This is a genomic window from Enterococcus sp. C50, assembly GCF_040887505.1.
GTDB lineage: Bacteria > Bacillota > Bacilli > Lactobacillales > Enterococcaceae > Enterococcus_B > Enterococcus_B thailandicus.
This window is the reverse complement of record NZ_JBFOFW010000008.1, coordinates 24,082-38,082: the sequence shown is the minus strand read 5'-3', so window position 1 is coordinate 38,082 and position 14,001 is coordinate 24,082. Positions and strand designations below refer to the sequence as shown.

Sequence of the window (14,001 nt, the reverse complement as noted above, 5' to 3'; positions counted from 1 at the left end):
ATCAGATACACCCTTATTTCGATAGTCCATTTACGTTATCTGCACAAAGAAAAAGCCGTCTTTTAACAGACGGGCTACTTTTTCTTTTCGTTTTCTTGACAGTCGTGACAAATTCCATGAAAGGTCAAACGATGATCTTTCACTAAAAAATGATATCTTTTTTCAACAACTTGTTCGACTTCTCCTAAAAGATCTTCTTCAACTTCCTCGATAGCACCACAATTAAGACATAACAAGTGGTGATGAAAATGTTTCGCACCCTCTTTTCGTAAATCGTAGCGTGCTAATCCGTCATTGAAGCTCACTTTATCGACAATTTTTAAATCAGTTAGAATTTCTAATGTTCGGTAAACCGTTGCAAGACCAATTTCTGGACTTTTTTTCTTAACCAAAAAGAAAATCTCTTCAGCAGACAGATGCTCTTTTTCATTTTCTAAAAGTACGAGCAGTGTCGCCTCTCGCTGCGGAGTTAACTTAAAACCCGATTCATGTAATTGTTGTTTCGTTTTTTTCATTGCCAATATAGCATTCATCCATTAATTCAACTCCAACAATTTATAATAATTACAAATAAACAAATGATAATACTCCGTTAAATTATAATAATTATAAGCTAGTTAAGAAAAACATGCAAGATATTCTCAATTAGATTTTTCAATTAATTTTGTGACGCCATCTTCTTGTTTGATTAATCCTTGCTTCATCAGATTACCCATTGCACGTTTGAAGGCGCCTTTGCTGATTCCAAAAGTTTTCATGATATCTTCCGGATCTGATTTGTCGGTAAATGGTAATTGTTTTTCTGCTGAGCGCTCTAAAATTGTCAAAATCATTTGTGCATCATCACTGATGGCTTCATGCGCACGTGGTTTCAACGAAATATTCAAAACACCGTCTGGTCGAACGCCTACAACACGACCGCTCACGTGTTCGCCTAATCGTGGCTCTTGATAACGTTCGGAAGGATGAATAAACGCCACATAAAAATCATCGGTTAAGACATACGTTCCTGCTAATTTCAAACGGTACGTTGTTCCAGAAATATCTTTATTTTTTAACTCTTCATTCCCATGTTTACTCAATGACTTAAAGATTTTTTCATCTGCGAGTTCACCCCAAATGCGATCTTTTGCATCCACCTTCAAGGCAATCATCAATCGATCCCCTTTTTTAGGCCACAATTCTGTCATCGTGGGTAACTCGTCTAAAGAAACAACAAAGTCTTTATCTGGTAAGCCAATATCAACAAAAGCACCTAGATCTCTTCTAGTTGCTGTTACGGTTCCAAAGGCATAATGGCCAATGCGACTTTTAGGAATCAATGTTGTTAAACGATTTTCGTGTTTTTGATTTTGATAACCAAATCCTTCAACTGCTTCACCAATTTGATGCTCTCCTTCTGACTTGCTTAATCCAAAAGTTTGTCCGTTTTTTTGGACAAAATAATTTTTTTCATTTTCATCAATAATAATTCCTGTAAATATGTTTGCTAATAAATTATTCATTTCGATCTCCTTTTAATTGAAAGGCTTTGATTTCCCGTCACTTTTCTCTGCTATCATAACATACAGCTTTCACCAAGAACAACGTTCGAAGCAGTACTCCATAAAAAAACTTAGGCGAATCATTCATCCTGATTCGCCTAAGCCAGTCATCTGTTAGATTAGTAAGTTTTTTAATTACTTCCATTCCCGCCAAACCAACCTGTTTTACAGTTGATTGTTACGATATAAAATGGTAAGGCACTTTCCCCAATACCACTCATTAGAGATGATTTGGTTGAAGTCGCATAAAGATTATAATAGCCCTCACCATTTTTAATTTGCGCTTTTTCTAACTTATAGCCGCCTTCGACAATATAGCCTCGTTGAATACACGTAGCAATGACACTTTCTCTCACTCCAGATGCCCAGTTCCACGCTGTATTAGAACTATCTGCTACATCACTTGCATTCGTTCCCATGATTGGTTGATTTGCTGTTGAACCTGAACCTACAGTAGTCGTACTAGAAGCTGTACTTGCTTTCGCGGCTTCTTGAGCTGCTCTTTCTGCTTGGGCTGCTTGAGCCGCAGCGGCTTGCTCTTCTTTTGCCTTTTGCTCTGCTTCTTGTTTTGCTTTTTCTTCCGCAGCCTTTTTCTCAGCTGCTTGTTTTTCTTTTTCAGCTAATTGATGATCTACTTTTGTTAATTGTTGTTTGAACGGCTCGGCAAGTTCTTTGTTTACGATTTTATCAACCGCTTCTTTCGCTACTTTGTATTGATCCCGTGTAGCTGAATCAACAACTTTTTCATTTTGATACACAACTTTTATTTTTTCTTTAGCTGTTTCAATTTGTTCAAGTTGTTTTTTTGCCTCTTGTTGTGCTTTTTGAATAAGTGCTCCAAAAGCTGAATCATCTGTTTCAATTGCCTCGATTTTATCAGTATTTTTTAGTACTGGCTGTTCAACTAAATGATCATCTTCAATCACAGGTTCAGTAAACAAATCATTTACTTTTTTGATACTGATTATCTTTTCTTGAATGTCGTTGTATGTTTCATTTAATTTTTGATAATCTTTTGTAGAGTCAACTTCTTTTAACTCTTGCTTGATTTTTGGCAAGTCTTGATTCAAGTGGTCTGTACGAATGAACTCATTTGTATCATCAACATAAAAACTAGCTAGTTCTTGTTTCATTTCAGAAACTTGCTTTTCTTGTCTGGCTACCTCAGCAATTCGCTCGGCTTCGACTTTTTGTTGATTGTCATAGTATGCCCAACCACCAACACCTAATAAAATAACTGCAGCTAATAAAAGATAAGGTCCTTTTTTAGCTTTTTTTGGTTGTTCAGTTGGTTGTTTTGTTTCTGACATTGTCGGTTCTGATTCTTTTTGAAAAGCTTCTTTATCTGTAGCGGATGTTACAGTTGGTTTTTCAAGCTTTTCAGGCTTCACAGTTGTTTGCTCAACCGTTTCTTTCGTTGATTGTTTCACTGCATCGGCATTTTTTTGAGAACTCATTTTCTCTTTTTTTACTTGAACTGGCACAGCTTTGCTTGTATTTTTTTTAGCAACTTTTAAGGATTCATCTTTTGTTGATTGTTTCTTAGAAACAACTGTTGGTTCTTCAGTTGCTTTTTCTACTGTTTTTTTTGCTTCGTCAACTTTAGATTTCTGGTCATCGACAACTTGCTCAACAGTTTTTTCTTTTGTTGCCAAATCTTCTGAATGTTCTATGTTTTTTTCTTTTTTGTCGTCACTCTTAGCAGAATCAGATACGATAGCTTCTGTGTCAGTACGGTTTTCTTCTTTGATATCTGCTACATCTTCTGCAATCTCAGGTGCCTGTTCAGCAGCAATCTTTTCGTGGATCATTTGCATTAATTCTTTTGATTGTTCTTCATCCACGTCTTCACGATGAGCCTGAATGTACGCTGCAAGAATTGACTGGTTATCTTCTTTTTCAACATTTTCTTTTAGCTGTGCAATGCGTTCTTGTTTTTCTTTTTCAACCGTTTCATCAATCGAAAGTTCTTGTTTCACTTTGGTTTCTTTTTGATTTTCTGGTTGGTTATCTTGATTTTTTTTCATAGGTTTGACAGCTTTCTCTTTCTTTTCTTCCAATTGTTCACCTGCAGTTTCTTTTACTGCTGTTTCTTCTGGGGTTTCAGACGTATCAAACAATTCCATAACTGATTCAAGTGGCAAATCTTTTAGCTCTGACCATTCGATTGGGTCATTTAACTCTGTATCTGGAAAATCTGGTTGATTATTTTCTTCAGGAATTTGTTCAAGAGATTGGTCTGTTGTTTCGACAACATCTCGTTCATTTTGAATGTGCTGATCATTTTCTTCAAGGCTAAAGCCGCAATCTGGACAAACTTTTTGGCCTTTAATTTTTTTTGATCCACATTTTGGACATTTTTTTTTCACTTAGTGATCGGCTCCTTTAACTAAGTTTAACGCTAACATTTAATCTATCACATTCTAGCCTATCAGCCAATAGTTTATCTTTACGATTTTCTAACAAATCAGTAAATCGAACGTTAAAAATAAGAGTTAAAAAAATTTTGTTAAGTACCAAAAAAATTTTTTCACACAAAAACAAGTTTTAGAAAGCAAAGATTATGTGAAAAAAATTATCCATTTGAACAACTAAAAAAAGCTGACACAAAACGAATTAACGTTTTGTGCCAGCTTTTTAGTTTTTATTCCAAGAAATCTTTTAATTGTTTTGAACGTGATGGATGGCGTAATTTTCTTAGTGCTTTTGCTTCGATCTGACGAATACGTTCGCGCGTTACACCGAAAACTTTCCCAACTTCTTCTAAAGTTCTTGTTCGACCGTCATCTAAACCGAAGCGTAAACGCAACACGTTTTCTTCACGGTCAGTCAATGTATCCAATACATCTTCCAATTGTTCTTTTAATAATTCATAAGCCGCATGTTCAGCAGGGCTTGTAGCTTCTTGATCTTCAATGAAATCACCAAGATGTGAATCATCTTCTTCACCAATTGGTGTTTCTAATGAAACAGGCTCTTGCGCAATTTTTAAGATTTCGCGTACTTTTTCTGTAGGTAGGTCCATTTCTGCCCCAATTTCTTCCGGTGTTGGTTCTCTACCTAAGTCTTGAAGTAGTTGACGTTGGATACGAATCAATTTATTAATTGTTTCAACCATATGAACTGGAATACGAATTGTACGTGCTTGGTCAGCAATCGCACGTGTGATTGCTTGACGAATCCACCAAGTCGCATAAGTTGAGAATTTGAATCCTTTACGGTAATCAAATTTTTCAACGGCTTTCATTAAGCCCATATTTCCTTCTTGGATCAAATCTAAGAACTGCATACCACGACCCACATAACGTTTTGCAATACTTACAACTAAACGCAAGTTTGCTTCAGCTAAACGTTGTTTTGCTTCTTGGTCGCCTTCTTCGATTTTCAAGGCAAGTGCTACTTCTTCTTCAGCTGTTAAAAGGGAAACTCGGCCGATTTCTTTTAAATACATACGAACTGGATCGTTGATTTTTACACCAGTTGGTGCAGATAAATCTTCTGTTTTTGCTTTTTCAGCTTTTTTCTCACCACTTTTTAAACTGTGAATTGATGGATCACCATTTTCATCGACAACACTGATTCCAGCATCCTCAACTTTTTGAATTAGTTTGTCCATTTCTTCAGCACTCAATGTAAATGGTGTAGCAAGTTGGTTTGATAGATCATCATAGACAACTTGTCTTTTAGGTTTGTGTTCTTTGATGAAAGCTGTCACTGCTGCTTCATACTTTTTCTTATCTGTTACATTTGCCATAAAAGAAGGCCCCCTTCAAGTAGCTATTTGGCTTGTTTTAACTGTCTCGTTAAATTAATGATCTCGATTGTCAATTCTAATTCTAACTGTTTATTACCTGTACGTCTGGCTTCTTGCTGCAATTGTTTTTTTTCGATTATTTTATCAGCTAAGCCAGATTTACTGATAACAGCCAGTAAATCTTGAATTTCTCGCGTAGAGCTTTCTTCAGCGACTCGCAAATAGGCAATCTCCACCACTAAACGCCTAATTTTTTCATCTTGCAAAAAGTTTAAAAAATCTGCAAGGTTAAACTCTTCATATTGTGATAAATACGCATCAAACAAAAAATAGATTTCTGCGTACTCATCGTGGATAAATTGAAACTCTTGTTCTTTCAGCAAATTCCGAACAGAAATTTCTTTAAACACCCGATACAACAACATTTGCTCCGCTTTTTCGACTTGCGTCAGAGGTTGCTTTTGTTGCGGTAACTCCTGCTTGACCATTGGTATATTCGGCTCAGCAGTCCGTTGCTGTTCTTGGCGGTTTGCTCGTTTCAATTCACGCAATTGTTTTTGAATCGTTTCACGACTAACTTGAAATTCACTTGTCAGTTGTGAAAGATACATATCTTGCTCAATTGGCGAGACAACTTTACTTAATTCAATCAACACTTCTTGAAGATAATCTAACTTATCTTTTTCATTATCCAAATTCTTATTTTGCTTTAGATAGCGTGTTTTGAATGTAAAGACTGTTTCACGACCATGTTGAATCAATTCCTGAAAGGATGCTTCACCATATTTTCGCAAATATTCGTCTGGATCTAGCTTTTCTGGTACAACTACAATTGATAACTGTAATCGACTATTTTCACGTAGAAGTTCGATTCCACGATTGGTAGCCTCAAATCCTGCTTGGTCACCATCATAACAAAACACCAGGTCTTTCGTTAAGCGCTCCATTTGCTGGATTTGTTGAGCAGTTAAACTGGTTCCCATTGAAGCTAAACCATTTTTGATTCCGGCTTGCCAAGCTGCAATTACATCCATAAATCCTTCAAATAGTAATATTTCACCAGTTTTTCGGATCTCGCTTCTTGCTTTATCCAAGTTAAATAAAACTTGACGCTTATTAAATAGTTCTGTCTCTGGACTATTTAAATACTTGGGTTGATCTTTTTCTTGACCTTTTTCTGGTGCTAACCACCGACCAGAAAAGCCAATCGTTCGACCTTGCGGATTGTTGATTGGAAACATGATACGCTGATAAAAGCGATCAGAAAAATGACCATCATCATGCTTGATAAACAATCCAGAATGCTCAAAAACATTACTTGATAATGATTCATTATTGAACACTTGAACTAAAAATGAACGTTCATTTGGTGCAAAACCAATCTTAAACGCTTCAATTAATTCCATTGTTAACCCACGATTCAGTAAATAATCGAGTGCAGGCTGTCCAGCTTTCGTGTGTAGTAACATGTGGTGATAGACCTCTACAGCTTTTTCATGTGCTGTAAGTAACTTACCTGTAGCTGAATTTGTTTCATCAGTAGCATACGTTTGTTGTTTCCATTGATCTGCTAAGGGAATTTGTTCAAATTCTGCAACTTTTACCACTGATTCTGGAAAAGTTAATCCTTCAAGTTCTTGAAGAAAAGTAAAGACATTTCCACCTTTCCCGCAACCAAAACAATGAAAAATCTGTTTGTCTTCAGCTACAGAAAACGAAGGTGTCTTCTCTTCGTGAAAGGGACAAAGTCCTAGATAATTTTTTCCAGATTTCTTTAATTGAACGTATTGTCCAATCACCTCAACGATATTCGTTTGACTCCGAATATTTTCAATCACTTCCTGAGGAATTCGCTGAACCATTGTTTCCACCCCCTCATTTGTATACTCCATAAAAATCGAGTAAATCTATCAGGAGAATAACCGGTAAAAAATCGCACCAACCGAAATCAGCGCGATTTTAAAGGACACAATTATACATGTTTGATTGTATCATATTCCTGTTCTTTTTCAAGTATAACGTTTTAAGAAGTTAATGAATTGTTTAAGCAAACTTATTCAACAGTTTTTCTTGAATATTGGCACGCCAATAAGCTAGACGAAGAACAATATTTATTGCCATGAGCCCAACGAATAAGCCAAGTTGATTTCCCACACCTAAATTCACTTCTAAAATGCCATGGAAAAGCATCGCTGCCACATAAATTCCAACAACCGTCGTAACAGCTAAGAAAATTCGTAATGGGTTGAAAGGATAACAAGCTTTGATTACAGCTAAACAACTAATTCCAATCAATAAATAATACATTAATGTTGTCGTTTCACCATTCGACCAATCCAATCGTTGTCCCAATAGATAAACTGTCACAACATTTAAGACAACTAAAAGTGCATTTGGTAATGCATTGATAAGCGCTGTTGGCAAGTAGCGATAATTGACTTTTCGTTTATCTTGCTCAAAAGATAAGAAGAAAGATGGGTATCCTTCAATTGCTAAGTCAATCAATGTGATTTGAATGGGAATGAATGGGAACCCAATCGCAGTAATCGCACATAAGATAGACAAGATGAAAGAATAAATTGTTTTGATAAAGAAAATTCCTGAAACCTTCGTCACATTGTTAACCACTCGACGACCTTCAAACAAAACTTCTGGCAACGTCGTGAAGTCCGAATCCAGTAAAACTAAGTTGGCGATTTGACGAGTTGCGCCATCACCTTCTGCCATTGCAATACTACAATCAGCTTCACGAAGTGCTAACACATCATTTACACCATCACCTGTCATCGCAACTGTTTTACCACTTTCCTTTAGCTCATTGACTAAGATTTTCTTTTGTTGAGGGCTTACTCGGCCAAAAACTGTATAGTCATGCGCAGCTTGTCGTACATCTTCTTCATTAATTAAATCAGAAAGATCAATATAGGCATCGTAATTCGGTAAACCTGCACGTCGCGCAATATTCGAAACGGTAAAAGGGTTGTCCCCAGAAATAACTTTTAGATCCACACCTTCTTCATGCAAGTAAGCTAATGTTTCTGGTGCATTTTTTCGAATAGGATCGTCAATTTCAAATAAAGCAATCGGATCAATACCGGTTGGTTTATCCTCTGATAATTTTTGATTAGGTGCAACACCTAGCATCAAGACACGATAGCCATTTGCTTGTGCGGACATTAGTCGATCTGGCAACTGATTTTCTGGAACTAATCGTTCTGGTGCCCCAACGTACACTACACCTAGTTCAGGAAATTCCATTGCTCCCCATTTTCGGTCAGAAGAGAACGCTAAGACTTCTTCTACTTGGTAACGATTGGAAACTGCAAAATAATTACGTAAAGCTTGCATCGTCACATTATTATCATTGCTTTCTGCTAAATAAGTACCAATTATTTCTGGAATTGCCTTTTCATAACGTACATCCAACGCCTCTACATGTTGGATACTCATTTTTCCTTCCGTAATGGTTCCCGTTTTATCTAAGCAAAGTGTATCGACATGGGCTAAGGTTTCAATTGCATACATGTCTTGAACAAGGATTCGTTTTTTTGCTAGCTTCGTAACTCCAGTTGTCAAAGCAATACTAATTAATAATACCAATCCCTTAGGCAACATTCCTAGTAACGCAGCGGCTGAAGCAACAACGGATAGTTTGATTGATGCATCTCTGATGAACAAGGCTTGTAGAAATAAAATAATCCCTAATGGAATAATGACAAAACTGGTAAATTTTGATACTTTTCTGATTGAGTCAACTAATTCAGACTGGATTTTCTTGTGCTTCTTAGCTTCGCTCGTCAAACGAACTGCATAGTTGTCTGCGCCAACGCGAATCACTTTTGCAAAGACTGAACCACTTGTTAAGAAACTTCCAGAAAGCAATTCTGCTCCAGCTTCCTTAATAATTAAATCTGATTCGCCCGTCAACAAAGCTTCATTTGCTTCTGCTCGACCACTCAACACTTCCAGGTCTGCAGGAATTTGCTCTCCCGCACCAATTTTTACTAAATCATCTAGTACAAGTTCTTTCGTCGAAATCGCTCGCTCTTTTCCATCTCGCACAACTGTTACTTCAGATTGAGAAACAATCGACAATTTGCGGACAAGATTTCTTGCATGAATTTCTTGGTAGATTCCGATAACGATATTCATGATAATGATTGCGATATAAGCCATGTTGGAATACGCACCAACTAATAGCAGGCAGACCCCAATTCCAAAGTTCAGGAAATTGAATAATGTCAGAATATTATCGCTGAAAATTTGTCTAGTTGTTTTTGAAGCATCTTCTTGATAGTCATTTTGCTGACCTAAAGCCAGCTTTTGCCTAACTTCTTCCTGTGTTAGACCAATCATTTTTTTATTTTCCATTTTTCGCCAACTTTCAAAAATAATCACGTCTTTAAGTCTAGCGGTTTCCAGACTTAAAAACAACTTGTTTTTTAGGGTTCAAACAGATTCTCAACTAAAAAATTAAAGTCTGTCCCTCGAATCTGTCTAAATAAAATTCAGACAGATCGTGCGTTCATTTTTGCTTAATTAAAGATTTCTTCATACGCTTGAATAATTTTTTCATTCATCGCAACAATATCCGCATAAAACATATTTCCACCATTATGGTAAAGGTAACCACCATTATATAAAACGGATTGGACTCGCCAATAACGATATTGTGTTTGCTCTTCATTTCCTAACAGTGGACTCAAAATTGTTTTAGAATATTTTTCAGCTAACTTAACTGTGTTTTCACCACCGTTTTCTTTTACATACGCAATATAATCCTTTCCAAAATTATACGCTTGAATCGCAGTCGCTAAATCACAACCTTGTTTTTTAGCTTCCGTTATCATTTCTGCCAGATAGCTTACACCTTGATTGATACTTTCTTGTGGGTTATCGATTACGTTAGCTTCCCCATGCGCACTTTCAGAACTCTGCATCAAATCTTTACCAGAACCTTTTGATTCCGTTAAAATGATTGCTTTGACTAAAGCTTCATAATTTTCCATTTGATATTTTTGCGTAGCTTCTGTTATTTCTGTTTGATAAGCTTCTACTTTTTTTACAGCTTGGTACGTCCGATTAGCAAAAAAGATTGCGCCTCCGACCAGCGCGAGCACTACTGTAAAAAAGAAAGCTTTCAGTATTGAAAATCTTTTTTTCTTCATCACACATCACCTAGTTATTTAGACATCTTTTTTTATCTTACTATTTCTTTTCAAGATTCGCCATTTCTTCCTTGTTTTCTGTAAATTACTTAATAAAAAATGAAATTTTCCAATAAAATTTGTCAACTTACAAAATTGATCGGTAAGTTTCAAGGAAAACAATTGTCTAAAAACAGAAAAAATCGTTATAATTTAAACAGTAGGTGATTATGTGGAAAAAGAAAAGAAATATGCAAAAATGGCAGATGGCAGTCAAATCTATTATGAAAAAAGTGGTAGTGGATTCCCTCTTTTTTTGCTTCACGGTAATGGTGGTAATGGAAACTTTTTTTCACAACAAGTACCGCTTTTTGAACAACACTTCACAGTTTATTTAATTGATAGTCGTGGGCAAGGACACTCAACAAACGAATCAGCCAATTTGAGCTTCAACTTAATGGCGGAAGATCTAGCAACCATTTTAGCTTTGGAAAATATCCAACAAGTAGACATTTTAGGATTTAGTGATGGGGCAAATTTAGCTTTAGTTTTTGCAAGTTCCTATCCCAAAAATGTTCATCGCTTGATTTTAAACTCTGGAAACACCCTGGTTCAAGGTGTTCGTCTACTTCCATTGATTGGTAGCTATCTTCACTATGGCATTATTTGGATTACTTCCTTATTTTGGCCAAAGTTGCGAAAAAAATTAGCAGTGATTTCTTTACTGTTACATAATGTTGGTTTGACTGAAACACAATTAAGTAATATTACGTGTCCAACACTGATTTTAGTTGGGAAAAAAGATGTGATTAAGCTCCAACACTCCCTTTTCTTGGCGAAAACTTTACCTAACGCCTCTTTTGTATTAGTAAAAGGAAGTGGCCATCAATTAGCGCGTCAGGATCCACAACGATTCAATCAAGAAGTACTCAAATTTTTAGAAGAATAGTAGGTGATTTATGTGTTAAAAACAGCCCTTCAATGGTTTAAAAATCATTTAGGACTATTTAAAACAATTTTTTTGATTTCTGTTGTTGTTATTATTTTTGGAGAACTCTTATCAATTGGTAAAACTTTATCTGTCGATCAGCTTGCTCAAACTTTCTCCGACATCCCAATTTGGAAAACATTTTTGATGTTCATCATCGGGCTACTTTGTGTCGCACCAATGATTGGTTACGATATAATTTTAAATCGTTTATTGGGTCAAAAATTATCTTGGAGTTATTTACTCGAAACTAGTTGGTTAATCAATTCGATTAACAATGTCGCTGGTTTTGGTGGTTTTGTAAGTATCGGTCTTCGTTCAGAACTTTACGGACAAAAAAAGGATGGAAAAAAAGTCATGCAGGCCCTCTCAAAAATTTTCTTATTTTTGATGGCAGGACTCTCTATCTATAGTTTGTTGTCATTTTTGCTGGTACTTTTTACGCCTGTCACTCCCTTTATCAAACAATATTGGATTTGGTTAATTGGCGGCGGATTATATTTCCCGGTTGTCTTGTTAGTCACCACCTTAAAGAAAGAAGGCTACTTAGGTGGGTTGACTTGGAAGCTACGTGGGCAACTACTTCTTGTTTCTATTTTGGAATGGACAGGTGTATTGCTAAGTTTTCTTTCGGTCGGTTTTTTGATGGAGATTCCGATTGATTTATGGCAAACAATTCCTTTATTTATTGCAGCTTCTGTCATTGGGATTGTGTCAATGATTCCCGGTGAGATTGGAAGTTTCGATGTAATGATGATTCTTGGGTTATCAGCAATTGGAGTTCCTCGTGAAATTGTAGTAGTCTGGATCTTGCTCTTTCGGATTTTCTATTACTTTATTCCATTTTTATTAGGCATCGTCTTTTTCTTCAAAAATATTGGTGCCTCTTTCAATCAAAGATATTCTGGCATTCCTAGACAACTAGCAACAGAAATCGCGCACAAAATTGTTGTCGTTTTACTTTATTTTTCTGGAATCATGCTCGTATTATCTGCTACAATTCCACAAGCTTTTTCGGAGTTTCATTGGTTACATACATTGAACCCGCTAAAATTCCATTTTATCATTCAATTTCCAAGCATTATTTTAGGTTTCTTACTATTGATTATGGGACGAGGAATCGCCGCGCGGGTCACTCGTGCCTATTTACCAACCATTATCATTGTAGGACTCGCTTTACTTTACGTTATTCTTGGTGATTTTACCTTAACTGGATCAATTTTCTTGACCTTATTATTAGTAATCATCATCGCTTCAAAAAATGAACTTTTCCGAGAACAATTAGTTTATTCTTGGGAATGGTTAACTGTCGATGGCTTGTTGATTGGCACATTAACTATTTTATATCTGGTGATTGGCGTCTATAATCTGCCAACCTTTCCACATCGGAAGCATCATTTTATTTCATTCTTTTTATTCCCATCTGAAAAAATTTGGCTTTCTGGTTTCTTAGCCATTGTTACCGTTAGCTTGATCATGATTCTCTTTGTTCACTTTTTACAAGGGAAAAAAAAATTAGTCGGTGAAGCTTTTGATGAAGAAAAAGCAAAAGCTGTACTTGTTAATTATGGAGGGAATTCTGATAGCCAACTGATTTTCTTGAAAGATAAACGAATGTTTACTTACGAAGCAAATGGTGAACCAACTGTATTATTACAGTTTGCTTCTTATAATAATAAATGTGTTGTTATGGGTGATCCTTCTGGGAAAAAGGAAGACTTTCCAAAAGCAATTGAAGCATTTATTACAGAAGCAGATCGTCTTGGCTACTTACCTGTTTTTTATGAGTCAAGTGAAGAACTTGTAATGATTCTCCATGATGTGGGCTATGATTTTATCAAAATGGGCGAAGAAGCGTATGTTGAGTTACCTGAATTCACAACTTCAGGTAAAAAGATGAAGGGCACGCGAGCAGTCATTAATCGAATCGAACGTGAAGGCTTCACATTCGAAGTCCTTTCTCCACCGTTTTCAGTAGAACAAATGCAAACATTTAAACAAATCTCAGATAACTGGCTTGGCAGCCGTAAAGAAAAAGGATTCTCTCTAGGTTTTTTTGCTGAAGATTATCTCCAACGCGGCCCCATCGCCGTTGTCCGAAATTCCGAACAAGAAATAGTTGCCTTTGCTAACATTATGCCAACTTATACTGATAATAAAGTTGGAACAATTGATTTGATGCGCTATGATCCAAAAAAAGCGCCTTCTGGTAGTATGGATTTCTTATTCATCCACCTATTCAATCATATGAAAGAACAAGATATTCAATGGTTCAACTTAGGAATGGCTCCCCTTTCAAATGTAGGAACGTCGAGAAAAAGTTTTCTTCAAGAACGAATTGCTTACTTGGTTTATGAATTTGGCTCCCACTTTTATTCTTTCCACGGATTACGTGAATACAAAGAAAAATATGCAACACATTGGACACCTCGATATACGCTTTATTCCCGAGATAGCTGGATTGCGTATGTCATGATTGCATTACTGATTATCGATAATGCTCCTGTCGAAAAAAATGGAAAAATGAATCCTTTACAAAAAGGATTTAAAAAATGGTGTAAAAAATAG

Annotated in this window: 9 protein-coding genes; 2 read left to right on the top strand and 7 right to left on the bottom strand. The window is 36.1% G+C overall.

What is annotated here, in order from left to right:
- Positions 1-74 precede the first annotated feature (74 nt).
- The 7 genes from AB3I20_RS10320 to AB3I20_RS10290 all read right to left on the bottom strand — a co-directional run bounded on the left by AB3I20_RS10320 (position 75) and on the right by AB3I20_RS10290 (position 10,466).
- Complete coding sequence (locus tag AB3I20_RS10320; protein ID WP_067484844.1) at positions 75-533, bottom strand: Fur family transcriptional regulator; 459 nt, start codon at positions 531-533, stop codon at positions 75-77.
- 108 nt (positions 534-641) lie between these two features.
- The gene (locus tag AB3I20_RS10315) at positions 642-1,505 is read right to left on the bottom strand and encodes a S1 RNA-binding domain-containing protein (protein WP_067484841.1); all 864 of its coding nucleotides are present in this window, start codon (positions 1,503-1,505) and stop codon (positions 642-644) included.
- Between the two features lie 170 nt (positions 1,506-1,675).
- A complete protein-coding gene (locus AB3I20_RS10310; RefSeq protein ID WP_368027281.1) occupies positions 1,676-3,913 on the bottom strand; it encodes a cell division site-positioning protein MapZ family protein in 2,238 nt (745 codons plus the stop codon).
- A gap of 275 nt (positions 3,914-4,188) precedes the next feature.
- Positions 4,189-5,298 (bottom strand): RNA polymerase sigma factor RpoD, encoded by a 1,110-nt coding sequence (rpoD, locus tag AB3I20_RS10305; protein WP_067484835.1) that lies wholly within the window; start codon positions 5,296-5,298, stop codon positions 4,189-4,191.
- A gap of 23 nt (positions 5,299-5,321) precedes the next feature.
- A complete protein-coding gene (gene dnaG / locus AB3I20_RS10300; RefSeq protein ID WP_368027280.1) occupies positions 5,322-7,160 on the bottom strand; it encodes a DNA primase in 1,839 nt (612 codons plus the stop codon).
- A 181-nt stretch (positions 7,161-7,341) separates the two neighbouring features.
- Positions 7,342-9,654 (bottom strand): cation-translocating P-type ATPase, encoded by a 2,313-nt coding sequence (locus tag AB3I20_RS10295; protein WP_176694874.1) that lies wholly within the window; start codon positions 9,652-9,654, stop codon positions 7,342-7,344.
- 179 nt (positions 9,655-9,833) lie between these two features.
- Complete coding sequence (locus AB3I20_RS10290; RefSeq protein WP_075491228.1) at positions 9,834-10,466, bottom strand: lysozyme family protein; 633 nt, start codon at positions 10,464-10,466, stop codon at positions 9,834-9,836.
- Between the two features lie 211 nt (positions 10,467-10,677).
- Between AB3I20_RS10290 and AB3I20_RS10285 the strand changes: the two genes are divergently transcribed.
- Together AB3I20_RS10285 and mprF are read left to right on the top strand one after the other, a co-directional pair.
- Positions 10,678-11,394, top strand: coding sequence for an alpha/beta fold hydrolase (locus tag AB3I20_RS10285; protein WP_095803511.1), 717 nt, complete (start codon positions 10,678-10,680; stop codon positions 11,392-11,394).
- 12 nt (positions 11,395-11,406) lie between these two features.
- The gene (gene mprF / locus AB3I20_RS10280; RefSeq protein ID WP_368027304.1) at positions 11,407-14,001 is read left to right on the top strand and encodes a bifunctional lysylphosphatidylglycerol flippase/synthetase MprF; all 2,595 of its coding nucleotides are present in this window, start codon (positions 11,407-11,409) and stop codon (positions 13,999-14,001) included.

What these genes read in the sequence shown, in the direction of transcription:
- AB3I20_RS10315 (WP_067484841.1), bottom strand. Translation starts at nt 1,505, where the DNA reads ATGAATAATTTATTAGCAAACATATTTACAGGAATTATTATTGATGAA.
- rpoD (WP_067484835.1), bottom strand. Translation starts at nt 5,298, where the DNA reads ATGGCAAATGTAACAGATAAGAAAAAGTATGAAGCAGCAGTGACAGCT.
- AB3I20_RS10295 (WP_176694874.1), bottom strand. Translation starts at nt 9,654, where the DNA reads ATGATTGGTCTAACACAGGAAGAAGTTAGGCAAAAGCTGGCTTTAGGT.
- dnaG (WP_368027280.1), bottom strand. Translation starts at nt 7,160, where the DNA reads ATGGTTCAGCGAATTCCTCAGGAAGTGATTGAAAATATTCGGAGTCAA.
- AB3I20_RS10290 (WP_075491228.1), bottom strand. Translation starts at nt 10,466, where the DNA reads ATGAAGAAAAAAAGATTTTCAATACTGAAAGCTTTCTTTTTTACAGTA.
- AB3I20_RS10320 (WP_067484844.1), bottom strand. Translation starts at nt 533, where the DNA reads ATGAATGCTATATTGGCAATGAAAAAAACGAAACAACAATTACATGAA.